Below are 22932 nucleotides of genomic sequence, written 5' to 3'. Positions count from 1 at the left end.
TGCAGGGTGATCGGTGTGCACATCGATGACGAACCGAGGTGATTCCCTTGCCGCAACTGCCCACCGCTCGGCCCGAGGCCTCGCACCGAAACCACGGACGCCTGGCGGTGACACGGCCCGAGCGACAGAGACGCGGGGCTGCCAGGATTCCGGTCGCGGACACGATCCGACCCCCGATCGTGTTGTGTCGTAGGGCTTTTCGCGTCGCGGCCTGCTCAGGCGGCGCCGGCGGTGGGCTGCCCGATGTCGAGGGCGGGTTCGCGGGCGGCGCGCAGGATGAGGTGGAGCAGGGCCACGACGAGGGTTTGGTCGAGGGGGCTCCAGGTCAGGGACATGCGGTTGTGGACGAACCCGACGGAAATGCCGGAGCGGGGGTCGGTCCAGCCGGTGGAGCCGAAGGCCCCGACGTGGCCGTAGCCGCGGGGTGCCCGCGCGGCGGGGAGGCTGTGATAGCCCAGGTGCCAGAACGGGACCAGCAGGCTGCGGTCGAGGCGGTAGGTGCGGATGCGTTCGAGTTCGCGGACGGTCGGGGTGGACAGGTAGGGGCGGCCGTCGACATATCCGTCGCAGGCCAGGGCGCTGTACATTTTCGCCAATGCCGTTGCGGTGCAGACGGCGTTGCCGGCGGGCAGGGCGGTGTCGAGGATGGCGGGGTCGTCGCCGCGGAAGATGGATTCCAGGCCGGGCACGTAGATCGAGGAGAGCGGGGCACGCAGCAGGCGGGGCAGGCGTGGGACGGCGGCGGCGACGGGGGCCGGGATGCTGCGTTCGGCAAGGGTTTTCAGGGAGCCGACGAGGTGGGCGGGCCGGGTGCGGGACCCGGCGGGCGGGCGGCCCAGGTGGATGCCGTCGACGCCGAGGGGGTCGGCGACCTCGCTGCGGTAGAGCTGGGTCATGTCGCGGCCGGTGAGGGCGCGGGCCAGCCCGCTCATGAGCCAGCCGATGGTGAGGGCGTGGTAGATCGGCGTGCCCAGCAGGTCGTCGGGTTTCGCGGCGGCCAGGCGCGCTTCCATGAGTTCGTGGTCGAGGACCTCGCCGGGGGTGGCGGCGGGCAGCGCCGACAGGCCGGCGCGGTGGCTGAGCAGTTCGGTGACGGTGGTGCGGGCCTTGCCGTTGGCGGCGAACTCGGGCCAGTATTCGGCGACGGGCGCGGAGTAGTCGAGCAGGCCGCGGTCGGCCAGCCGCGCCAGCACGGTCGCCGAGACACCCTTGGACGCGGAGTAGACCATGGCGCCGGTGTCGGCGGTCCAGGGGGTGCCGTGGGCGTCGGCGGCGCCGGCCCAGACATCGACGACCGGTTCGCCGTGCTGGTAGACCGCCAGTGCGCCGCCGTTGCCGCGGCGGCCGGCGAAGACGCGGGCGAAAGTCGTGATGGCGGAGTCGAATCGGGGTTCGGCGGTGCCGTGCACCCCGGTGGGCAGTCCGGCAGCGGCGGCGGAGCTGGAGGTCGTCATCGATCCACGGTAGCGGCGCGGCGGCCACCGCGACCAGATCTGTCTGGGACAATTTTCCGGCGTGGTGGAGAGTTCGAATGTCGGTGCCGTCTGCCACAGTGACGGTCATGGATCCGGTGACCTTCCCCGACGCCGCCGCCTTCGACACCTGGCTCGAAGCCAATCACGCACGCCCGGAAGGGGTTTGGATCCGCATGGCCAAGAAGGGCTCGGGCATCGCCACGCTCACCGAGGACGAGGCGGTCGAGGTCGGGCTGTGCTGGGGCTGGATCTCCGGGCAGCGCAAGGCCATCGACGCCGACTACTACCTGCAGAAGTATGTGCCGCGCCGCCCGCGCAGCCACTGGTCGCAGGTCAATGTCGACAAGGTCGCCCACCTCACCGCCGCCGGGCGCATGCGCGCGCCGGGACTCGCCGAGGTCGAAGCGGCCCGCGCGGACGGGCGGTGGGCCGCGGCCTACCCGTCGCAGGCGAACTTCACGGTGCCGCCGGATCTGGCTGCCGCGCTGGCCGATCGGCCCCGCGCCCGGCAGGTGTTCGACGCCCTGGACCGGACCCGCCAGTATGCGATCGTGCTGGAGTTGCTGCGGGCGAGAACCGCGACAACCCGCGCTTCGCGCCTCGACAAGACGCTCGACAGCCTCGAATCACACTGAAACCAGCCGATTCCGGGTGCCCGGATCATAGCGGGCACCCAGAATCGGTTCGTGCCGGATTCAGTTCAGTCGTTCGGCCAGCAGCGGCGCGAGGGTGCGCAGCACCTCGAGATAGTCCCCGCCCACGACCTGCGGCGCGACATGGTTCGCACCGGCGTGCACGTGTTCGGCGAGCCGGTCGGCGATCTGGGCGGCGCTGCCGTGCGCGACGACCGCATCCACGAACCGGTCGCTGCCGGGCTGGGTCAGGTCGGTCTCGTCGAAACCGAAGCGGCGCAGGTTGTTCACGTAGTTGACCAGGCCCAGATAGAACCCGGCCTTCTCGCGGCCGGCGACCCGCGCCCGCGCGCTGTCCTCGTCGAGGACCACCTTGTGCTCGCTGACCAGCAGCTTGTCGGGGCCCAGGATGCCGCGCAGCTCGGCGGTGTGCTCGGGCACGGTCAGATACGGCAGGGCGCCGGCGCTGCGCTCGCGCGCGAGTCCCGCCACCCGCGGGCCCAGCGCGGCCAGTGCGCGTCCCTCCTGCGGGACGCCGCGAGCGTCGAGGATGTCGAGGTAGTTCACCAGGGCGTCATAGGGTTTGGTGTAGGCGCCGGTGTGCTCGGGGTGACCGACGCCGATGCCGAGCAGGAACCGGCCGGGGAATTTCTCCGCGAGCCGCAGGTAGGTGTCCGCGGCCGCCTCGGCGGTGGAGCCCCACACGTTGACGATGCTGGTGGCCACGACGATCGATTCCGACCCGGCGAGCAGTTTCTCGTAACCGTCCCAGTCGGCCGGCGGTGATCCGCCCAGCCAGACCGCGCCGTAGCCGAACTCTTCGAGTTCACGCACCGCTTCGGGGGTGAACTGCGTGTAGAACTGCCATGCACCGAACTTGCCCAGGTAGTCGAATGCCATATCAGCGGCCAACACATCAAGATCACGACGCATTCCCGCCGGCGCTGTCGAATTCGGCGCGCGCGGCGAGCACCTCCTCCATGTGGCCCTCGGCCCACTGCTGCAGCCGGGTCAGGATCACCAGCAAGCTCTGCCCGAGCGGGGTCAGCGAGTAGTCCACGCGCACCGGTACCTGCGCGGTCATGCGCCGCGCCACCAGGCCGTCGCGTTCGAGGGTCCGCAGGGTCTGGGTGAGCATCTTGTTGCTGACCGCGGCCACGGTCGCGCCGATCTCGCCGTATCGGCGCGGTCCCGGGCCGAGCGCGGCCAGGATCAGGCAGGTCCACTTGTCGCCGATGGTGCCGAGCATCTGGTTGGTGGGGCAGGCGGCGAGGAAGGCGTTGTACTCGACTTTGGCCTGTTCCCGGCGTTGCGCGGCGGTGGTGGTCGGCATCGTCACTCCCCTGGTGCGGGCCCGCCCGCGAGCCCGGATCGACAACTGGCTGTGCAGGTACAGCCGACGCGGTGGCGTGCGCATTCCCGCCCGCCGGGACCGGTCCGGGTCGCGATCCGCGCTCTCACCGGTGACCTGGGTACTTTTCGGTGCCTACTGGCCGGGCGCCCGGACACCGGCCTACGGTGAATCCACGCCCCGCCCCACCCGGCGCGGCGGCGTCCCACCGGTGGACCTTCATTCCTTCGCAGTCACAGGAGCATTCCCATGCGTGCTGTTGCTTTCTCCCGTTTCGGCGGTCCGGAGGTCCTCGACCTGATCGACACCCCCGTACCCGTCCCGGGACCGGGTGAGGTGCTGGTGAAGATCGCTGCCGCCCCGGTCAATCCGGTCGATATCGGGGCGCGGGCCGGGGCGTTCGCCGCGCTGCTGCCCGAGCGCGACCATTACGTGCCCGGCGTCGAATTCTCCGGCTGGATCGAGGCGGCCGGTCCGGGTGTGGCCGATGCCGAGCCGGGTCGGCCGGTGGTCGGGCTGATTCCGTGGCTGGCCACCTTCGACGGCGCCTACACCGAGTACGTGACGATCGCGGCCGAGCTGGTCGCCGCCGCCCCGACCGGCGTCGATCTGACCGCCGCGGCGACCCTGCCGCTCAATGCGATCACCGCGGACCTGGCCGTGGCGGCGGCCCCCGGAGCCCGGGTGCTGGTGACCGGCGCGGCCGGCGGTGTCGGCGGATACGCGGTGCAGTTGGCCGCGGCACGGGGCGCGACGGTGATCGCCGTGGCCGGGCCCGGGGACGACGACCTGGTGACGTCACTGGGTGCGAGCGAATTCGCTACGCGCGGTGAGGATCTGGGGCAGCGGGTGGGCGCGGGCGGCGTCGACGCCGTCATCGATGCCGCGCTGCTGGGTGCGTCACTGCTGCCGCTGGTGCGCGACGGCGGCGCGTTCGTGGCGTTGCTGCCGCCGGTGACCCCGCCCGCCGAGCGCGGGATCACAGTGACGACGGTGCAACAGGCCCCCGACGGCCGCCGCCTGGCCGAACTGGTGGATCTGGTCGAGGCGGGCACGCTCACCCTGCGCGTCGCGGAGACCTTCCCACTGGCCGAGGCCGCCGCCGCGCACACTCGCTTCGAGAAAGGCGGCCTGCGCGGGCGGCTGGTGCTGCTCCCCTAGGCGGCTTCGGGTCGGCCCTGGGCGCGGAATTGTCCGGGAGCCACCCCGAATTCGCGTTTGAATGCTTTGGCGAACGCGTATTCGGAGGTGTAGCCGGACTTTTCCGCGACCACCCGCAGCAGGGCGTCCGACTCGCGCAGCAGCCGCGCCGCGCAGGTCATGCGCCACCAGGTCAGGTAGGTCAGCGGGCCGGTGCCGAGGGTAGCGGTGAAGCGTTGCGCGAACACCGAGCGCGATACCCCGGCGCGGGCCGCGAGGGACTGCACCGTCCACGGCGCGCCCGGCTCGGCGTGAATGGCCTGCAGGGCGGTGTGCACGGCCGGATCCCGCAGTGCCGCAACCCATCCGGTGCCGACGGGGTGGGCATCGTGCCAGGCGCGCAGCATGAACAGCAACAACACCTCCAGCAGCGGCGCGATCGCCCCGGACCCGTCCTGGGTGTCGAGCTCGTGACCGAGCAGATCGATGGCGGCACGCAACGGGCTGTGATGGCCGACGCGGGCGGGCAGATGGATCACCTCGGGCAGTTCCGCCAGCGCCGGGTGCGGGCGCGAGTCGTCGAGAGAATAGGCGCCGCACAGCAATACGGTCTCCGCGCCGGACTCGCCCCCGTCACGTCCGGGTTCGGGACTGTCGGCGATGGCGTGGCCGCGGCTGCGCGGCATGAACGCCACGTCACCGACCTGCAGGTGCACCGGTTCCCGGCCGTCGGGCAGCAGCCAGCACGAACCCTGCAGCACCACATGGAATCCCGCGCTGTTGCCCTGCGCCGGGAAATGCGTGCGCCAGGGCGCGTGCTTGACGGTCCGGTTGGAGTGCGGGGTGCCCAGCCGCATCGCGGCGACCGCGTCGCTGAGAATGTCCACCACCCAACCGTACCGCCATTCCACCGTCGCCGGACGATCGGATATCGGGACCGGACTTTCGAGCATGGATCGTCCGGATCGTGATCCATAGCGTGAACTGCGAGCCGATAGAGCGGCTCGCACCCTTCACTCGATGGAGTTGTCTCCCATGCGTATTGCCGTGCACGGCGCCAGCGGTTTCACCGGTTCTCTCGTCGCGGCCGAGCTCGTCCGCCGCGACCTCACCCCGGTCCTGGTCGGCCGCGACCCGGACCGCCTGCGCCGCATCGCCGACCAGGCCGCGATCCCGGACGCCGAGATCCACGTCGCCCACCTCGACGACACCGCCGCCCTCACCGCCGCGTTCGCGAGCACCGACGCGGTGATCAATGCCGCCGGACCCTTCACCCGCTGGGGCGAACCGGTCGTGCGCGCCGCCATCGCCGCCCGCCGCCCCTACCTCGACACCACCGGCGAGCCCGCCTACCTGCACAAGATCCTCACCACCTACGACGAACCCGCGAAACAGGCCGGGGTCACGGTCATTCCGGCCGTCACCGACGACGGCGTACCCGGTGATCTCATCGCCTCGCTCACCGCTGCCCGCCTCGGGGCGCCGATCACCGAGGTGGTCATCGCCGACCTGCGCCGCCCCGGCGCCGCGTCCCGGGGCACCGCACGCTCGATGGCCGCCATCATGGTCACCGAGCAGATCGAATATCGCGACGGCAGCTGGCAATCGGTGCAGGAACCGGAATCCACCCTGCTCGAACCGGGCGAGGCCGAGCCAGTGCCCATGAGTACTCTCGCGCTGCCGGGCGTCTACACCATCCCCCGTCATCTCGAGACGCCCCGCGTGCGCGGGGTGATCCGCAGCGAGGTCGGCGAGCTGTTCGCGAGCCTGAATTCCGAAGTCGCCGAAAGCCTTCCGGAAGTCCCCGACGCGGCCGCGCTCGACGCCGCCCGCTGGTTCATGCTCGCCGAGGCCACCGGCGTGGACGGCCGCCGCGCCCGCGGCTGGGTGACCGGGTTCAACGCCTACGCCTCCACCGCGGTCATCGCCGTCGAGGCCGCACGCCGACTGGTCGCCGACGGCGCTCCCGCCGGAACCCTCGCCCCGGCACAAGCATTCGACGCCGCGAGCTTCCTCGACCACCTCGCCACCACCGGGGTGACCTGGCAGGTCGAGGAGCTCGCCGCCGTCTGAACTCCGTGCCGCACCCGGACGCCGGTGCCCGGCACCGCGATCACCATGTCCGGCACCGCGATCGATCGGTGCCGGACATCGCACTCAGCGTCCCGCGTCGACCTTCGGGAAGGTGTCGCTGACCAGCGTGAGCAGCGCGTCCGCGAGCAGGTGGTGCACCTGCTCGCGGGTCAGGCTGCCGCGCACGATCCACTCGCGCCCGGCCGCTTTCACCAGCCCGCCGTAACAGCGCACCAGCGCCCGCAATTCGGCCGAGTGCAGCGACTCGCTCAGCCCCATCATCTGCACCATGCGGTCGGCCGCAGCGTAGTCGGCCTCGTCGAGGATGCGCTGCACCTCGGGGTCGTCGCCGACGCCCTCGTGCCCGGTGACCTTGACCCAGGTGCTGCCGTGCTCACCGATGGTGTCCAGCAGCCACGAGACGCTGGCGTCCACCCGCTCCCGGGTGGTCCCGGCGGGCACGATCATCTTCTCCGGCCGCGGCAGCGTCACCATCCGCCGCACCACCGCGAGATACAGGTCCCGCTTGTTGCCGAAGTAGTGATTGATCAGCCCGCGCGCCACCCCGGCCCGCTGGGCCAGCTCGGCGGTGGACACGGCCGCGTACGGACGTTCGCCGAACATGTCGATGGCGCAGGACAGGATCTGCGCCCGGCGTTCGTCGGGTTCGAGCCGGCGACGCCGCGACGGCGCGTCCCCCGCGTCCTCGGACGCGGGCGGCTCGATGTCGATATCAGAGTGAGCGGGCAATGAGATCCTTCATCACCTCGTTGGCTCCCGCGAGGATTCGCAGGACCCGAGCGCCGGTGTACAGCTGGGAAATCGGGTATTCGGTCATGTATCCATAGCCGCCGAAGAACTGCAGGCAGCGATCCACCACATTACCGAGTTGGTCGGTCAACCAGTATTTCGACATGGCCGCGGTGGGGATGTCCAGCTCACCACGCAGATGCTTGGTGATGCAGTCGTCGAGGAACACGCGCCCGACCTTGGCGATGGTCGCGCACTCCGCCAGCTCGAAACGGGTGTTCTGCATGGCGAACAGCGGCTTGCCGAACGCCTCGCGGCCCTTGGTGTAGTCGACGGTCAGCTCGACCGCCTTCTCTGTCATCGCCACCGCCATGATCGCGGTGACCAGGCGTTCCTGGGCCAGCATCTGCATCATCTGATAGAAGCCCTGGCCCTCGGCCGGGCCCAGCAGGTTCGACACCGGCACCCGCAGGCCGTCGAAGAACAGCTCGGCGGTGTCCTGTCCCTTGCCGCCGATCTTGGACAGGATGCGGCCGCGGGTGAAACCCGGAGTGTCGTCGCCCACTTCGGCGAAGATCAGCGAGACACCGGCCGCGCCCAGGGCGGGGTCGGTCTTGCAGGCGATGATGATGCCGTCGCACAGCCACCCGTTGGAGATGAAGATCTTCGACCCGGTGATGACGTACTCGTCGCCCTCACGCACCGCGCGGGTCTTGATGTTCTGCAGGTCCGAGCCGGTTCCCGGTTCGGTCATGCCGATCGAGAGCACCATCTCACCACTGGCCGCCTTCGGCAGCACCCGCTTCTTGAGTTCCTCGGACCCGAACTCGTGAAGGTAGGGCGCGATGATCGAGGAGTGCACCGACATGCCCAGTGAACCGTCACCGCAGTGCGCCTGGGCCTCGATGATCGCCGCTTCGTGGGCGAAAGTGCCACCGCCACCACCGTATTCGGACGGGATGGCCGCGCACAGCAGGCCCAGTTCACCGGCGCGGTTGTAGAGCGCGCGGTCGGGATGCCCCTGGGCGATGAACTTCTCCTCGTGCGGAATCACCTCCTTCTCGAAGAAGGTGCTCGCCAATCCTCGTACCGCCTCGACCTCGTCGTCGCTCCATGCGGGGCGTGCCATCGTCCGTTCCTCGCTTGCCTGAAAAGGGTGCGCCTGAGCGCCTCGCCCCTCAGCGTGCACGGCTATTGGCGGCGTGTCAACAATGCGTCAACAATCGCCCGACCGGGACTGATTCACCTCGGCCAAGGTCGAGAAGATCCGCGTGTCCCCACTCGCCTCGATCCCCCCGCCCAGGACCATGAGGGCCGCACCCGCGTCCTGGCCCTCATCGACGACATGGACTACATCGAGGAATTCCTCACCGCCCTCACCACTGAGACTCCGGACACGGTGTGGCACGCCCTCATTCAGGTCCGCGACGAGATCCCCGCCCGCCTGCAAACCCGGCTCGCCGAACGCGCCCGCGAACTCGGCCGCGACGACGACGCCGACGCCCTCGCACCCCTCGGCACAACAGCCAACTGACCGCACCCCACACCACAACGCCCGGCCCCGCAACGGCCGGGCGTTTCCCATATCCGGCCCTTTGAGAGAATGGCTCGTCCACCACCCCGCGCACGAAGGATCACCGCAGCTTCCGATGGCCGAGCAGACCACCCCGGTACCACAGTCCGACGCACCGGCCATCGACCCCGGCGACCTCGCCATCTGCCTGCGCGTCCTCGAACAGGCCGGACAGCTCGACAAGGAACACCCGGACTCCGTCACCGTGCAGCGGGCCGTCGCGCACATGTTCAAGAAATTCAAGCGCAACAAGCGCATCGCCGCCCGCGACGCCATCTCCGAAGCCGACCGCGAAGTCGTGGCCGCCACCGCCACCGGCTCACCCAACCGCATCGACGACGAAACCGCCGGCATCCCGATCAGCTCCACCACCACCGGAGCCAGCGCCGGAACCCTGCTGCGACCGCGCCCCTGCTACATATGCAAACAGCGCTATACCCGCGTGGACGCCTTCTACCACCAGCTCTGCCCCGACTGCGCCACCAAGAGCCACGCCAAACGCGACGCCCGCACCGACCTCACCGGCAAACGCGCCCTCCTCACCGGCGGCCGCGCCAAGATCGGCATGTACATCGCCCTGCGCCTGCTCCGCGACGGCGCACACACCACCATCACCACCCGCTTCCCCAACGACGCCATTCGCCGCTTCGCCGCCCAGCCCGACAGCGCCGACTGGCTGCACCGGCTCCGGATCGTCGGCATCGACCTCCGCGACCCCGCACAGGTCGTCGCACTCGCCGATGACATTGCCGCACAGGGCCCACTCGACATCCTCATCAACAACGCCGCACAGACCGTGCGCCGCACCGCCGGGGCCTACAGCGCCCTGGTCGAAGCCGAGAACGGGCCCCTACCCGCGGGCGAACTGCCCGACGTGATCAGCTTCGGCAAGACCATGCAGGCGCACCCCACCGCACTCACCGCCTCCCTCACACCCGACCTCACCGCGGCCGACATCACCGACCTGGCCCTGGTCGCCGGATCGGCCACGCCGGAACGCATTTCGCAGGGCGTCGCCATCGATGCGGGCGGACTCGTCCCCGACCTCGCCCACACCAACAGCTGGGTCCAGACCGTCGGCGAGGTCGACGCCACCGAACTGCTCGAAGTGCAGCTGTGCAACTCGGTCGCACCGTTCATCCTCATCTCCCGGCTGCGCCCGTCCATGGCCGCGGCGTCGGCCCGGCGCAAGTACGTGGTGAATGTGTCCGCCATGGAAGGCGTTTTCGCACGCGGTTACAAGGGCGCCGGCCACCCGCACACGAACATGGCCAAGGCCGCACTCAACATGCTGACCCGCACCAGCGCGCGCGAGATGTTCGAGGGCGACAAGATCCTGATGACCGCCGTCGACACCGGCTGGATCACCGACGAGCGGCCGCACTACACCAAGATCCGCCTGGCCGAGGAAGGCTTCCACGCACCCCTCGACCTGGTCGACGGCGCGGCCCGCGTGTACGACCCGATCGTCCGCGGCGAAGCCGGCGACGACCTCTACGGATGCTTCCTCAAGGACTACGAACCCTCCAACTGGTAACTCACCCCACCTGGGCCTGCCCTGGCACCTCCCCTCTTGGCTGCTTTTGAGGGTGATGGGGCTGGTTCAGGACTTTTCTAATGAGGGGATTATTCATGTTTAGATGCGCATATGTCCGTATCGATATGTTCTATCCACTATTCAACGACGCCATGCCGGTTCAGGCCCCCTTTCCCGCCGAAGGAGACTCCCTATCCGTGCTCAGGCCTCTCGGACAGCACCCCGCCCTACCCCAACGTCCCAGCGCAGGACCATAATCGACGCACTCCCCCACTACGAGAACGGACGATCTCATGAGTGGAAAATCCTTGACCACCACGCTGCGGGAGCGACTGCCGTTCCTGCGCTGGTCGGTGATTCGATTCGCCTTGGGCGGGCCGACTTTCATGCGGACCGGGCAGGTGGGCGATGGCCGCGAGGACGCCGCCCGGGACTACGTACTCACCCATTCCACCGCGGGTGATCCGGAGAGCGTGCTCGCGGCCTACGACGGCTTCGCCCGTACGCGGAGCATGCTGGTGAACGTCGGGGACGAGAAGGGGCTGATCCTCGACGCCGCCGTGCAGCGGGCCGCGCCGAAACTGGCGCTCGAGCTGGGCGGTTACTGCGGGTACAGCGCGGTCCGGATCGGGCGGGCCCTCTCCCCCGGGGCGCGCCTGGTGTCGGTGGAGCTCAATCCCGACAATGCCGAGATCGCCCGGACCCTGCTGGCACATGCCGGGCTCGCCGACCGGGTGAGCGTGGTGGTGGGCACGATCGGCGACGGCGGGAAGACGGTCGAGCGGCTCGCGAGCGAGTACGGATTCGGTTCCGGCGCACTCGATTTCATCTTCATAGATCATGACAAGAGCGCGTACCTGCCCGATCTGAAAACCATCCTGGCGGCCGGCTGGCTGCATCCGGGCAGCATCGCGGTCGCCGACAATGTGCGTATCCCGGGCGCCCCGGAGTACCGCCGCTACCTGCACGAGGCCGAGGGCGCGAGCTGGCGGACCATCGAGCACGACACCCATGTCGAATACCAGTCGCTGCTCAAAGATCTTGTCCTGGAATCGGAGTACCTGGGCTGATCACTTCTATCCTGGGGTCATGGGCTACCGGCTGCTGGCCGACACGACCGCGATCGTGCACTTCCTGTTCGTGGCCTACGTGGTGGTGGGCGGTTTCATCGCCTGGCGCTGGCCGCGCACCATCTGGCTGCACCTGCTCGCCTTCGGCTGGGGATTCAGCACGGTGCTGTTCACCATCGAGTGCCCGCTGACGAATCTGGAGAACTGGGCTCGGCATCGGGCCGGCGAGGCGGGCCTGCCCTCGAGCGGGTTCATCGACTACTACATCACCGGCGTGCTCTACCCGCGCGACGCACTCGACCTGGTGCGAATCCTGGTGGCGCTGTGCGTGCTGGCTTCATGGACCGGGCTGGCGTGGTTCAGACGCCGCCGCGGCGCGAGAAACACCGTGACGAACTGACACGTTTGCGCAGCTAGACACATCATTCGGTCCCATTGCGGGCTGAGGGCGCCAGCCCGATGGACCGGTGATCCGGAGTTCTGGATCACCGCCGCAGGCCGCGGATTCGATACGCGGAGGGGCGCACGGATCGGCGGCGCGCCGGAAGCGTTCCGTCCGTCCAGTGCCGTTCAGTCCGACCTGTTCAGCGCTGTCTTGGCAAGTTCTTGGCAAGATGGAAACCGCATCTGAGCTGGCCGAACAGAGACTCCTTGGCGAGTCCGCTCGTCTGCCCGAACCACCGAATGGATGGGTCGGATCTGTACAAGACCGGCAGCCCACGGTCAGCAAGCCAAGTCGAGTGCCAAGCGAGCAGTGTCGGGCGAGAAGCCGACGCTGGGGCCCGTGATGCCGCATCACATCCGAGTGGCCCGGGTAGGAGCCGAGCGAGAGCTTTTCGGGAGTTTCCGGTTTTCTACAGGAGCGCCGGATCGTCCTGCACGGCAACAACCTCATGGTCGGCGAGCAGGCGGATTCAGCAATCGCACCCGACCCGACCGACTATGGCGAGCCCGCACCAGCTTGTTCCCGCGCGGCCAACTTGGCCACCAGCCTCTGGTCCAGACCTTACTGCGCGCAGATCCGGCAGGACCATCTCAGCAAACTCTGCCTGCCCTTCCTGACCAAACTCCAGGCCTGACTCCCCATTCACAGCGTGCCTGCCGGAGTGGCGCATTCCGAAGGCCCAGAGCTCGACGGGGAAGCAATCACGCCTGGGCGTCGACTTCCCGCCTGCTCCGCACGTGTTCAAGTCCCGCCTCGCGCACAAGATCGTGGCATGGGTGACACATCCGAGGAATGCGTGTTCGAGTGCGCTCGCACACGCGGAGGATGACCATGACGAATCCCCCTGACCTGCAACGATATCTGTCAGGTATGCCCCGAACCTCCACTGCCGGCGCGGCGCTCGCGTGCCTGTGCGCGGCCGGAGTCGCGCGATGATCCCGCTGCTGGTGCCACCGCAGGCGCCGTTGCAGGAGTTGCTGCACGGCCCGATGATCGCGCCGCCGCCTCCCCGCTTCGTCCGTCGGATCTGGCCTATGGGCTCTCGACGGTCGGTCACGGGGCCGGATTGTGGACCGGCAGCTTTTCGCGGCGCTGGGCTGGTCCGAAGGGCACCGGCTGGGCCTGCGCACCGAGGGCGCGGTGCTGGTCGCCGAGCCCGCGACGGACGTGACACCAGGCGCGACAATGATGGTCCGGGCCGGTTTCGTCCGGATCCCGTATCGCGGGCGGCGGCGGGTGAATCTGTTCCTCGGTGATCAGGTTCTGTTGCTCGCCAACCCATCCCGCAAGCGTCTGGCTATCTACACGCCGGTGGCGCTGGCCGAGGTGTTCGGTCCTGTTCTGGACGGACTGTCCCGATGAGTGCGCCCGGCACCGCCACCGCGTCGGCGGGTGCGTCTGCGGAGACGGTGGCGGCGGCTCGGCTGTTGTTGTCGCATATGGGCATCGCCCCCGCAGATCTGGTGTGCAGGTCCTCGGCCCCGACGTTCGCCGAGGTCGTCCCGAAGGTCCGCACGACGCTGACACCGGGCACGTTCCGCACCTACGACACCCACCTGTCCTGGCTCGAAAAGCACTGGCACGACCGCCGACTCGATGAGATCTCCAAGCTCGACCTCGAGGAGCGCGCGAGGTGCAGGCCAGCGCGCGTGCGAGCCGCGCGTCACGGGGCGGAGGTAGCGCGGTCGAGCATTTCGTCGGCGCGGTCCGCTGTGTGTATCGCTATGCCGAGGACAGCGGCTGGATACGGCGTGCGGACAATCCAGCCCGGCAGGTGCCGAAACCTGCTCGTCAGCCCTCGCATCGCTACGCGATCCCGCCCCACCGGCTCGCTGAGATCTGCACAGCCGCGGCGACCTCCGGTGACGATCCGGAACTCGACTCACTCGTTCTGCGCCTGCATATCGAAACCGCCTGCCGCCGTGGCGGTGCGCTGGCTCTGCGGCCCCATGATCTGGACGAGGACCAATGCTTGGTCCTGCTGCGCGAGAAGGGCCAGACCGAGCACTGGCAGCCGGTGTCACCGACCTTGATGCGTCACCTGCTCGCCCATGCCCAAGAGCGTGGTGCTCCTCGATCCGGGCAGCTGCTGCGCTATCGCAACGGTCGTCCGATCAGTTCCCGTCGATACGACTACATCTGGACCCGAGTCGGCGAGATCCTGCCCTGGGTGGCCGTTCAGGGCATCAGCAGGCACTGGCTGCGGCACACCACGTTGACGTGGGTGGAACGCACCTTCGGTTTCGCGGTGGCCCGGGCCTATGCGGGACATAACGGCAAGGCAGGTGGCACGACCGCGACGTATGTGAAGTCCGATGTTCTCGAGGTCGCCGCCGCCCTATCGATCCTCACCGCGGAGCCGCACCCGCTGGTGTCGAACGTGGACAGGCACATCCGAGCCATCGACTCGAGGTGAGTGACCGACACCGCAACCGACCGGACGCATCCAGCGATCCGATCCCATCGCCACTGCCTCGGCCGGTTCGCTGCGGCCGAGGCAGTGCCGTAGCGACGAACACTCAACTCGACAGGACCGTCAACCGGTGAGAGGGGCTGTGTGGCACGGTGAATCGCCCCGGCTTTGGTGCTCACCTTCTTTCTTGGGAAGGATGGGCAGATCATGCCTGCGAAGTACGACGAAGCGACCAGGACCAAGGCGATCCGGTTGGTCATCGATCACCGTGACGACTACGACAGTGAGTGGGCCGCGATCGGCAACGCCGACCCGGCGCGGTCGCATTCCTCAAAGGCCTATACCAGCCCTGAAACGCCCGCCGACACACCAGGCAAGGCGCAGCCAGTACTCATCGCCCTAGCCACTCGGATCACTCGCTCATCGGCATGAGCGTGCACTGCCGGCGGTCGTACGACGCTCTGCCCGTTGATCTTCCGATGCCCAGCGCTGGCCGGTTCGGTCAGCGCGGTATGCGGCAAAGTAGTGCGTTTACTGGCGATGTTGATCTTCGAGATACTGCCGCGGCTGGTTCGAACCGTGCGGGTTGCGGCGGCATACGACGCGGCTTACTACTGGACAGCACCTCACGCACGAGCAGCGCGACGTCCGCTGGCCGATCGGCAGTGCCCGGAAAAAATTCTGTAGTGGAAACTCTAGACATTCCGTATGTGGCTGTGTAATTTCACTGTCGTTCAAGTGAGAGATCGAGTGACTGGGCAGGTGAACTGCCTGGTATGCGGTACCCCCGCCCCCTCCGGGGCAGGCGAGAATCCGGCTGGCCCTCTGGCTGCTGGACCGCCGCCGGAGGGGCGGGGCACAGCAAGGCAACGATTTTCGCAGGCAGGACCCGAACGTATGGAGGTGGTGGCCACTGAGTAGTCGACAATCCTGTTCCGCGACCCGAGACGTCTCGGGTGCGGTGTACGCCATCGGCCTGTGGAGGCCGATGAACAGTTCGACCCTTTCATTCATGTAGACCCCAGGCCCCGGCGCACCCGCGCCGGGGCCTCCCGTCGTTTCACAACCCCGAGAGGTGCTGTGCAGCAACCAGATACGACTCCCACCGGCGGCGCGGGTGGGACAGACAGACTCGACGACGAAGATTTCCCCGCCTACAGCATGGGCCGCGCGGCGGAGATCCTCGGCGTCACCCAGGCGTTCCTGCGCACCCTCGACGCCGCACGCCTTTTGACCCCGCAACGCTCCGCCGGCGGGCATCGCCGCTACTCGCGCTATCAGCTGCGTATCGCCGCGCGCGTGCGCGAGCTGATCGACGCCGGCAATTCCTTGGAAGGGGCGTGCCGAATCGTGATCCTCGAAGACCAGCTCGCCGAGGCCCAAGCCCTCAACACCACCCTGCAACACGCCCTCGACGAGCACGAAACACACGATCCAGGGCACTGATCGAGACTCCTCCGCTCGGGCGGGGACTGGTCGAGCCACCGCCTGGTGCCTGCGCGAGTGACACCGGCAGAATGCATACAACCCAGGCCCCGATCCACGGCCATTGCCCGGTTCTGTGTAGCGCCGTCTCCACATGATGGGGAGGACACTCGAGAGATGGAAGGCGACAATCGTCGGTGCCCGCGTCTGTTCGGTGACCTCGCCGAACCTACCGACACCTGTGCACAGCCGGATGCCACCACGATCTGCCGGTGTTCAGCAGGGGCCGGTGCTGGTCAGTGACCCTGACCGCCCGCGCGTGGGATCTCGGGTACGCGGCTGGCTGGCGCCTGGTGCGGGCCCTGCCGCAGCGGTGGGCGATGCGATCGTTCGAGGTCGCGGCCGACCGCGCGGCCCGGGGAGGTGGACCGGTTCAGCTGCGCCGAAATCTGGCCCGGGTGCTGTCCACCACCCCGGCGCAGGTGCCCGACGAAATTGTGCGCGCGAGCCTGCGCTCCTACGCCCGCTACTGGTGCGAAGCGTTCCGGCTGCCGTCGATGGATCCGGTGTGGCTGGCCGCGATCGTCGAAACCGCGGCCACCGGGCTCGAACACGTCCACGAGGCAGTCGAGCACGGGCACGGGGCCGTGCTGGCGCTGCCGCACAGCGGCAATTGGGATCTGGCGGGAGTGTGGCTGGTACAGCGGGTCTGCACACCGACCGTCGTCGCCGAGCGGCTGCAACCGGAGTCGTTGTTCCGGCGCTTCGTCCGGTTCCGTGAGCGCCTGGGATACGAAATCGTCCCGCTCACCGGCGGCGCCGCACCGCCGTTCGCGCAGCTGACCGCGCGGCTGCAGCAGGGACGGATCGTCGGGCTGCTCGCTGATCGCGACCTGACCGGTGCGGGTGTGTCGGTCACTTTTTTCGGCGAACCGGCCCGCATGCCGGCAGGCCCGGCCCGGCTGGCGATCGACACCGGTGCGCCGCTGCTGCCGGTGCACTGCTGGTTCACCCCCGACGGCTGGGGTTTCCACGTGGGCGCTGCGATCGACACTGCCGGCGGCGTGCAGCCCACGACACAGACTCTGACCGACCGGTTCGCCGCCGCAATCGCCGCGCACCCCGCCGACTGGCACATGCTGCAACCGCTGTGGACCGCCGACCAGCTCATCCGCGAGCAGGCGCGTAGTAATCCGCACCACTGATCCGGCCCAACCGTCCATCAGCGCGCACCCGACCTGACCCGGCCCCGGTCCCGCGGACGCTGCCTGCACCGGATCCTCAAGCGGGCTTATCAGGACCGCGCCGATGATCGCCACGGCCGCGTGCCTGGCGCATCAGCATCGGCGCGGTGTGCGATTCCAGACGTGACTGGCCCGCGGCGATGGCCTTGACCGCGTCGGCCAGAGCCAGCTCGCTGAGGTCCTTGAGGATGTATCCGGCCGCGCCGGCATCCACGGCGGCCAGCATCGCCCCCGGCTCGATGTCAATCGTCTGACGAACCCGAACAAGATCAACCCGCCGCGAGCGGCGAACAGGGACTTCTCGATCGCCGATCGTTCGGAAACCCGTTCATCAACTGGTAGGCTCGGAACCGGTTAACGAACACGTTTTCTGAACGTTCGGGAGGCAAGATGGCGCTCGTCGGCCTGGTCCGGGTCAGCACTTCGGCGCAGGAGACCGCGCGCCAGCACGACGCCCTGGATCCGATCTGCGTGAAGGTCTTCGAGGAGAAGCGCTCCGGGAAGCTGAAACTCGCCGAACGGCCCGGCCTGCAGGCCGCGCTGGACTACATGCGCCCCGGCGACATGCTCACCGTCCAGGAAGCCGACCGTCTCGGCCGCAACCTCCTCGAAGGCCTCACCGTGCTCGCGGCCCTGTTCGAACAGGGCATTGCAGTGAAGATCCTCGACGGCATCGCCGCCGGCGAACACACCGAACGAAACTTCCTCCTGGACTTGGCGCTCGCGCTGGCCGAGGACCGCCGCCGCGACATCGTCCGCAAGACCCGCGACGGACTGGAGGCGGCCGCCCGGCGCGGCAACCTCGGTGGCCGCCCGCGTGTGGTCGATGACGACAAGCGCCGCGCCATCCTCGCCCGCCGAGCCGAGGGCCAGTCCCTGCGCGAGATCTCCCGCGGTGTGGGCGTCAGCCTCGCTGTGGTCCACGCAGAAGTGAAGGCCGCCGAACTCGACACCTCCGACGTACCGGTCCCAACACCTGCGCCAGCATCACAATGCTGAACCGGGAAGGCGTCTGAGGACCGGCGAGAGCGTGGACCGTGACGAGGGGACGGTTTGGTTCTGCATGTACGTACCACGTGTCGCCCTTGTCGGGCACAGCTACCAAACCGAAGCGGGCGAACATACCGGGGATATCCCCACCGTTGAGCTGGCGCGGAAACTTCAGCCTCGCCGAACGCGCAATCGTCTGCATTCCAATGAGCGTATGCCCCGCTACCAGCCGCCGGACGTCAGTCTGCTTGGGCCGGAACCAATTCCGCAGCACGTGCGAGGAATGGGTAGCGGCCAGGCGAATCGGTCGAGACCGATTCCACCGTCGCGGTCTCGCCCTCGACGGCGAGGACCTCGAACACCGACACCCCGCCGGCCACCAGCTTCACTCGATCACCGACTGCGCCACGCGCCAGAGCCTAGACGAACACGTGTTCGATCCGGCGTTAGGGTGTCGGTACGCCCATTTCCGACCGCGAACGCCTGTTCCGCCTGCGGTACGCCGTCGATGGCGTCGCGGTGCCGTCGGGTTCGAACCCGAACACCGTCAGCGCCACCAGCAGAATGGCCCCGCACACGATCGACGAATCGGCCACATTGAACACCGGCCACCAGCCGACCGCCACGAAATCCACCACATGACCCTGCAGCGGGCCGGGCGCGCGGAACAGACGGTCGATGAGATTGCCGAGCGCGCCGCCCAGCACCATGCCCAGGCCGATGGCCCACGGCAGCGAGCGCAGGGTCCGGCCGATGCGTATGACACCGATCACCACGGCCGCCGCGACCAGGGTCAGCAGCCAGGTCATGCCGGTGGCCATGGAGAACGCGGCGCCCGGATTGCGGAACAGGGTCAGGCGCACGCTGTCGCCGATGAGATAGATCGGCTTACCGGGCGTCATGGTCGCGACCACGATGGTCTTGGTCAGCAGATCCAGGCCCAGCAGCACCACCGCGATGAGCAGGAGCACGGGCAGACGCAACGGCTGCGCGGGGGAAGTCCCGGCATCGGCCGCGGGGCTGATCTCCCCTGGCGATGTGTCTGGTTCCTCTGCGCCGGATTCGCGCGGCCGATCGGTACTCACCCTGACATCATTCCTTATTGATGCAGTGCCGGACCTGTGGCGCGACGGTGTACACCCCGCCACTGGACTATCCGGAGTGCGCGTGCGAGCAGCGGGCCGCCCGGCGCAGCGAGCCCTGAACCGAGAGGGCTGGGGCCTGCCCTGGACGAGTCGTGTTCGATCAGGGAGGGGTGCGCGAAATGCGAAGCCTGGAGGAGGACTTCGCCGACTTCACTGACCGGTCCTGCGTGGCGGGCCCGGAACCCGCCGATGAAGCCTTGACCGGACTACTCACCCACCACCTCGACAAGCTGGAGTCGGTTCGTTCTCCTGAACAGCGACTGCGTGAGTGGCATGCTGCACTCGACACGAAGGGGGAGGCGATGTCTGACAGCACATTCAGCACCGACGGGCTGCTGCGCTACCGGGTCTGGATCCTGGTCGAAATGCCTGACGGTGAAGACGGGATCTCGTTCAACGCCTACGGTCAGGTGCTGCCACGGATCGGAGAGCGGCTGGAGATCACCGGCGTACCCGGCGAAGAGCTCTCGCTGCTCGTCACTGGTATCGACCACGAATGGTTTCTCCCCGGTGAGGACGCGAACTCGTTGCCGGTGACAGTGGCCGCGGAGATCGTGCACCCCTACGGCCGGGAACTGGCGAGGCGACTGGTGAGCGAGCCCGGTGCGTTGAAGGCATGGGCCAGCAAGTTTCCCCTGCTCGAACCGGTCGACTTCACCGCCACGCAAACCGACAGCCCGTAGGCCAGGGTGCCACACGGCGTTGGCCGGTGAACCGGGTTGTCCGAATGCAACGCGCCCGGCCGAGGGATCGGCCGGGCGCGCACAGTATTTCGGGGACGAGGGGAGGGTCAGGATTCGTCGAGCAGTTCGAAGACCCTCACTGGCGTGGTGTCCATGTACTTCTCGTACTCCTTCGGCTGGTCGGCTTTGAAGCGGGCACCGTCGAACTGCAGGGTCTGATACTACTGGTGCAGATCGGGGGCTTCGCGTTGGAGTCGCTCGGCGTTGAACCTCGCCCGAGACTTGCCCATCCGCCACATCGCGATGCCACTGGTCTTGCCGATCGCGATTTTCAACGCCGAGGTCATCCGGGAGATCTCGTTCTCGGCGTCTTTGACCTGGTTCTCCAGCCGGGCCTTCTCGGTGAGCATGTTGTGGAGCTGGCGGTGCAGCATCGTCATGTCCGCGGTCGGCGCCAGCACCTCCTCGTCCGGGGGCGCCTCTTCGAGCTGTGCCACCGCGGCCTTGTCGGCCTTCTCACGCGGCAGCTCCCGCTCCACGTACTCCTGCGCGGCGGACAGCACGCCAACTACCTCGGCGGGGGTGAACCGGAAGATCTCGCTGCGCGGGCGCACCAGCCGTGCGGCGTAGCGCTGCTTGATGAACTGCTCACCGGCCTGGCGGGCCCGGTCGGCGAGCAGCTGCCCGATCTCGGCCCGCGCAGTCTCGCCGAAACGCTTGTTCGAAGGCACCGCATGGGCGGTACTGGTCGTGGTCGTGTTCTGCAGCAAGGGACCGTCTATTCGGGCCGACCAAGGGTGAAGGTGCTGACCATCACCTTCAGATCGATCAAGCCGACGGGCTCCTCGGAAGACTCTGGGTAGCGGCGGTTCGGGCCGATGTCACGGTGTTAGTAGAGGCACCCCCACCGTCTCGGCGACACGGCCGGCCAGGTCCTCCCACGGACGCGGCGCGACGACCGGCACGCCGGCCGCCCGCGCCTGCGCGGCGAGCCACCGGCCGTACAGCACGCTGACGCGTGCGCGATGGCGCTGCGGTCCGGCCTTCGGCTCCCGGCGCAGGTAGTTGGCCGTCACCTGCCCCTCGTCGTCCTCGTGGAGGAAGACGGCACGGACGGGACCTTCGGGCGTCGCCGGTCCGGGCAGGACGTAGTCCCCTTCCAGGATCACCGGGGTGTCGGTGCCCACATGGTTGGCCACCACCGCCTCGATCGCAGGCGCAAGCGCCTCGGCGATCGCGATCTGCCGCTCGACCACCGACTCGGGCGCCTGACGGGCGGCCTCCGGGTGAGTGCGCCAGAAATGGACCTCCGGCAAGTGCTCGGGCAGTGTCACCGCGAGGAGGGCCTCCACGATGTCGTCGACCTCCACGACGGGGACGTCATACCGTCGTGCCAATGCCCGGCCGACACCGGTCTTCCCCATCCCCGACGCGCCCCCGACGACGAGCACCCGCCAGTCGGGAAGACTCCTCACCTCATCCGTACCGTCCACACGGGCAGAGTACTGTAGCCGCTTCTTTCACCCGAGCCACACCAGCCGCAGCGGTAACAGTGATCAGAGTAGGACGCTGTCGGCGATACCCACGATCTCCCGGGCCACTGATTCAGGATCCGCACCAACAGTCGTGTGGGCCACATCGTCGAGGCTCGGATGTGCGCCGACCCGGATCGCCCGGGTGGCATTGCCCAGCAGCTCGATGTCGTTGAGGTCGTTGCCGAAAGCGATGTACCGCGTAATTCCCGCTGCGCGCAACGCTTCCCACTTGGTGGTGGACCCCGGTGCGAAGTCGATGATTCCTTCATCCAGATGATGGTTCACGGTCACCCCGAGCTCGCGACCGGCCGCGGCAAGAGCATGCATGTCAGAGGCTCCGAGAGCCAGGAACTTGACCACTTCGGGAAGCTCGGCCACCTGAACCTGGCGAGCCAGCACACCCTGGTCGATCCGGCCGCGAATCGGATGGCCAGCAGGGGGTCGGGCAGGAACATCCCCAGGTAGCGCACTGTCACCAACTGCACGGCGAATCCGAGCTTGTTGTAGTCGCGCCGGCGGTCGGCGATCAGTTTGCGGTCCTCATCGTCCAGATGAAAGAACCGCTCCAGCTCCACCCGCGACAGCGCCGGAAACCGGCCGTACTCCACAGCGCCCTCATCACGCACAGCCGCACATGAAACCACCAGCGCCACAACACCGCTCGCAGTTCACCGAACAATAACGATCGGTCCCGCCCCACCAACGGCTAAGCGTGACTTTTCTCGCCACTGGGCCTCACGGGCCTAAAACGCCGGTAAGCAAAGATTGTGAAACACCGGTCGCCGCTACGCATCCCGAACAATGCTGACAAGCATCGACGGTCATCGATCCGGCAGAGGCGGTCTGTGGCCCCGCCCGGCCTCCGGGAGAAGAACCGGGCGGGCGGGTATCCACCCACTTCACAGATGGCCACCAGCGGAGAGGTGACCGAGAAATAGCGTAGGCACGGCAGCCTGATCAGGCCTTTCGCCACGCCGCTGCGGAAGCGGTGGCCTGCCTCGAATCGGGTTGGGACAACGTTGGCCGACCGCCCGCGGCCGGAGGGTCAGTTGCGCTGGAAAGACACCGATCGGTCGCAGCATCGTGATGCTGCGGGAACCCGTATCCCTGGTGGAGTTCGTCCCGGATCAGGACCCGCTGGACTCTGGGGCGGGGCGCCGGCGGCTGCTGTTGTCTACCGTGGCGCTGAGGTAGTCGATGCCCGTCACACTGTTCCAGTCCATGGTTCCGTGGTGGCGTAACAACCACTCATCCGGGCATGAAGCACTCACCTGTTGGGTGGAGTGGCTGTTGACCAAGAACGAGATCTCGTGCGGGCCAACGGTGCCCGTGCACCGCACCCGGGCCTGCACGCGATAGACGTCGTCGGTGTCGTTGCGGCAACTGCGATCGTTGCACGACACCCCTTCGGCCAGGTCCGTGGCGTTCGCCGCCGGGGCGAGCGCGCCAGC

Annotated in this window: 27 protein-coding genes and 1 pseudogene; 14 read left to right on the top strand and 14 right to left on the bottom strand. The window is 68.1% G+C overall.

Going from position 1 to position 22932, the window contains the following annotated elements:
- Positions 1-215 precede the first annotated feature (215 nt).
- On the bottom strand, positions 216-1454 hold the full coding sequence (locus ACFXKA_RS20750) for a serine hydrolase domain-containing protein (RefSeq protein WP_379428471.1): 1239 nt from the start codon (positions 1452-1454) through the stop codon (positions 216-218).
- Positions 1455-1531: 77 nt separating this feature from the next.
- Between ACFXKA_RS20750 and ACFXKA_RS20745 the strand changes: the two genes are divergently transcribed.
- Positions 1532-2110 (top strand): YdeI family protein, encoded by a 579-nt coding sequence (locus ACFXKA_RS20745; protein WP_379428470.1) that lies wholly within the window; start codon positions 1532-1534, stop codon positions 2108-2110.
- A gap of 60 nt (positions 2111-2170) precedes the next feature.
- On the opposite strand, the gene ACFXKA_RS20740 is transcribed toward ACFXKA_RS20745, so the two are convergent.
- Entirely contained in the window at positions 2171-3007 is an 837-nt protein-coding gene (locus ACFXKA_RS20740; RefSeq protein WP_379428469.1) for an LLM class F420-dependent oxidoreductase, read from the bottom strand.
- Positions 3008-3029: 22 nt separating this feature from the next.
- Positions 3030-3440 (bottom strand): winged helix-turn-helix transcriptional regulator, encoded by a 411-nt coding sequence (locus tag ACFXKA_RS20735; RefSeq protein ID WP_379428468.1) that lies wholly within the window; start codon positions 3438-3440, stop codon positions 3030-3032.
- A gap of 267 nt (positions 3441-3707) precedes the next feature.
- Between ACFXKA_RS20735 and ACFXKA_RS20730 the strand changes: the two genes are divergently transcribed.
- On the top strand, positions 3708-4619 hold the full coding sequence (locus ACFXKA_RS20730) for an NADP-dependent oxidoreductase (protein WP_379428467.1): 912 nt from the start codon (positions 3708-3710) through the stop codon (positions 4617-4619).
- Here ACFXKA_RS20730 and ACFXKA_RS20725 read toward each other — a convergent pair.
- Positions 4616-5485, bottom strand: a complete 870-nt coding sequence (locus tag ACFXKA_RS20725) for an AraC family transcriptional regulator (RefSeq protein ID WP_379428466.1) — start codon at positions 5483-5485, stop codon at positions 4616-4618. The two genes, ACFXKA_RS20730 and ACFXKA_RS20725, sit on opposite strands and share 4 nt — an antisense overlap.
- A gap of 133 nt (positions 5486-5618) precedes the next feature.
- On the opposite strand from ACFXKA_RS20725, the gene ACFXKA_RS20720 reads away from it, so the two are divergent.
- On the top strand, positions 5619-6671 hold the full coding sequence (locus ACFXKA_RS20720) for a saccharopine dehydrogenase family protein (RefSeq protein ID WP_379428465.1): 1053 nt from the start codon (positions 5619-5621) through the stop codon (positions 6669-6671).
- Between the two features lie 84 nt (positions 6672-6755).
- Here ACFXKA_RS20720 and ACFXKA_RS20715 read toward each other — a convergent pair whose 3' ends face one another.
- Both ACFXKA_RS20715 and ACFXKA_RS20710 read right to left on the bottom strand, forming a co-directional pair.
- On the bottom strand, positions 6756-7421 hold the full coding sequence (locus ACFXKA_RS20715) for a TetR/AcrR family transcriptional regulator (RefSeq protein ID WP_379428464.1): 666 nt from the start codon (positions 7419-7421) through the stop codon (positions 6756-6758).
- Positions 7405-8550, bottom strand: coding sequence for an acyl-CoA dehydrogenase family protein (locus ACFXKA_RS20710; protein ID WP_379428463.1), 1146 nt, complete (start codon positions 8548-8550; stop codon positions 7405-7407). Before ACFXKA_RS20710 ends, ACFXKA_RS20715 begins: the two co-directional genes overlap by 17 nt.
- Before the next feature lie 27 nt (positions 8551-8577).
- Between ACFXKA_RS20710 and ACFXKA_RS20705 the strand changes: the two genes are divergently transcribed.
- From ACFXKA_RS20705 to ACFXKA_RS20665, 9 genes are all read left to right on the top strand, one after another.
- Positions 8578-8955 (top strand): hypothetical protein, encoded by a 378-nt coding sequence (locus ACFXKA_RS20705; protein WP_379428462.1) that lies wholly within the window; start codon positions 8578-8580, stop codon positions 8953-8955.
- Positions 8956-9070: 115 nt separating this feature from the next.
- Entirely contained in the window at positions 9071-10531 is a 1461-nt protein-coding gene (locus ACFXKA_RS20700) for an SDR family NAD(P)-dependent oxidoreductase (protein ID WP_379428461.1), read from the top strand.
- Positions 10532-10824: 293 nt separating this feature from the next.
- A complete protein-coding gene (locus ACFXKA_RS20695) occupies positions 10825-11601 on the top strand; it encodes an O-methyltransferase (RefSeq protein ID WP_379428460.1) in 777 nt (258 codons plus the stop codon).
- Positions 11602-11620: 19 nt separating this feature from the next.
- Complete coding sequence (locus ACFXKA_RS20690; protein WP_379428459.1) at positions 11621-12001, top strand: DUF2784 domain-containing protein; 381 nt, start codon at positions 11621-11623, stop codon at positions 11999-12001.
- Between the two features lie 1113 nt (positions 12002-13114).
- The gene (locus tag ACFXKA_RS20685; RefSeq protein ID WP_379428458.1) at positions 13115-13408 is read left to right on the top strand and encodes a hypothetical protein; all 294 of its coding nucleotides are present in this window, start codon (positions 13115-13117) and stop codon (positions 13406-13408) included.
- A gap of 271 nt (positions 13409-13679) precedes the next feature.
- Positions 13680-14462 (top strand): tyrosine-type recombinase/integrase, encoded by a 783-nt coding sequence (locus ACFXKA_RS20680; RefSeq protein WP_379428457.1) that lies wholly within the window; start codon positions 13680-13682, stop codon positions 14460-14462.
- A 204-nt stretch (positions 14463-14666) separates the two neighbouring features.
- Positions 14667-14891: a hypothetical protein gene (locus ACFXKA_RS20675; RefSeq protein WP_379428640.1), complete on the top strand. Its 225-nt coding sequence runs from the start codon at positions 14667-14669 to the stop codon at positions 14889-14891.
- 648 nt (positions 14892-15539) lie between these two features.
- Positions 15540-15905, top strand: coding sequence for a MerR family transcriptional regulator (locus tag ACFXKA_RS20670; RefSeq protein WP_379428456.1), 366 nt, complete (start codon positions 15540-15542; stop codon positions 15903-15905).
- Positions 15906-16183: 278 nt separating this feature from the next.
- On the top strand, positions 16184-17089 hold the full coding sequence (locus tag ACFXKA_RS20665) for a phosphatidylinositol mannoside acyltransferase (protein ID WP_379428455.1): 906 nt from the start codon (positions 16184-16186) through the stop codon (positions 17087-17089).
- A 76-nt stretch (positions 17090-17165) separates the two neighbouring features.
- On the opposite strand, the gene ACFXKA_RS20660 is transcribed toward ACFXKA_RS20665, so the two are convergent.
- Positions 17166-17354: a hypothetical protein gene (locus ACFXKA_RS20660; protein ID WP_379428454.1), complete on the bottom strand. Its 189-nt coding sequence runs from the start codon at positions 17352-17354 to the stop codon at positions 17166-17168.
- 164 nt (positions 17355-17518) lie between these two features.
- On the opposite strand from ACFXKA_RS20660, the gene ACFXKA_RS20655 reads away from it, so the two are divergent.
- Positions 17519-18127: a recombinase family protein gene (locus ACFXKA_RS20655; protein ID WP_379428453.1), complete on the top strand. Its 609-nt coding sequence runs from the start codon at positions 17519-17521 to the stop codon at positions 18125-18127.
- 230 nt (positions 18128-18357) lie between these two features.
- On the opposite strand, the gene ACFXKA_RS20650 is transcribed toward ACFXKA_RS20655, so the two are convergent.
- Together ACFXKA_RS20650 and lspA are read right to left on the bottom strand one after the other, a co-directional pair.
- Complete coding sequence (locus ACFXKA_RS20650) at positions 18358-18507, bottom strand: hypothetical protein (protein WP_379428452.1); 150 nt, start codon at positions 18505-18507, stop codon at positions 18358-18360.
- A gap of 57 nt (positions 18508-18564) precedes the next feature.
- A complete protein-coding gene (gene lspA, locus ACFXKA_RS20645; RefSeq protein ID WP_379428451.1) occupies positions 18565-19203 on the bottom strand; it encodes a signal peptidase II in 639 nt (212 codons plus the stop codon).
- 152 nt (positions 19204-19355) lie between these two features.
- Here lspA and ACFXKA_RS20640 point away from each other — a divergent pair, with 152 nt between their 5' ends.
- Positions 19356-19946, top strand: coding sequence for a hypothetical protein (locus tag ACFXKA_RS20640; protein ID WP_379428450.1), 591 nt, complete (start codon positions 19356-19358; stop codon positions 19944-19946).
- A gap of 221 nt (positions 19947-20167) precedes the next feature.
- Here ACFXKA_RS20640 and ACFXKA_RS20635 read toward each other — a convergent pair whose 3' ends face one another.
- From ACFXKA_RS20635 to ACFXKA_RS20615, 5 genes and pseudogenes are all read right to left on the bottom strand, one after another.
- Positions 20168-20677, bottom strand: a complete 510-nt coding sequence (locus tag ACFXKA_RS20635; RefSeq protein WP_379428449.1) for a hypothetical protein — start codon at positions 20675-20677, stop codon at positions 20168-20170.
- A gap of 150 nt (positions 20678-20827) precedes the next feature.
- Entirely contained in the window at positions 20828-21439 is a 612-nt protein-coding gene (locus ACFXKA_RS20630; protein WP_379428448.1) for a hypothetical protein, read from the bottom strand.
- Positions 21440-21502: 63 nt separating this feature from the next.
- Positions 21503-21766, bottom strand: coding sequence for a hypothetical protein (locus ACFXKA_RS20625; RefSeq protein ID WP_379428447.1), 264 nt, complete (start codon positions 21764-21766; stop codon positions 21503-21505).
- A gap of 152 nt (positions 21767-21918) precedes the next feature.
- A pseudogene (locus ACFXKA_RS20620) lies at positions 21919-22107 on the bottom strand (DUF4158 domain-containing protein); the annotation flags it as partial.
- Positions 22108-22608: 501 nt separating this feature from the next.
- On the bottom strand, positions 22609-22932 hold a 324-nt coding region (locus ACFXKA_RS20615; protein ID WP_379428446.1), incomplete at its 5' end, for a hypothetical protein.

The organism is Nocardia sp. NPDC059228 (assembly GCF_042754245.1).
Classification (GTDB): domain Bacteria; phylum Actinomycetota; class Actinomycetes; order Mycobacteriales; family Mycobacteriaceae; genus Nocardia.
The sequence above is the reverse complement of the archived record's forward strand: the minus strand, read 5'-3'. Positions and strand labels throughout refer to the sequence as shown.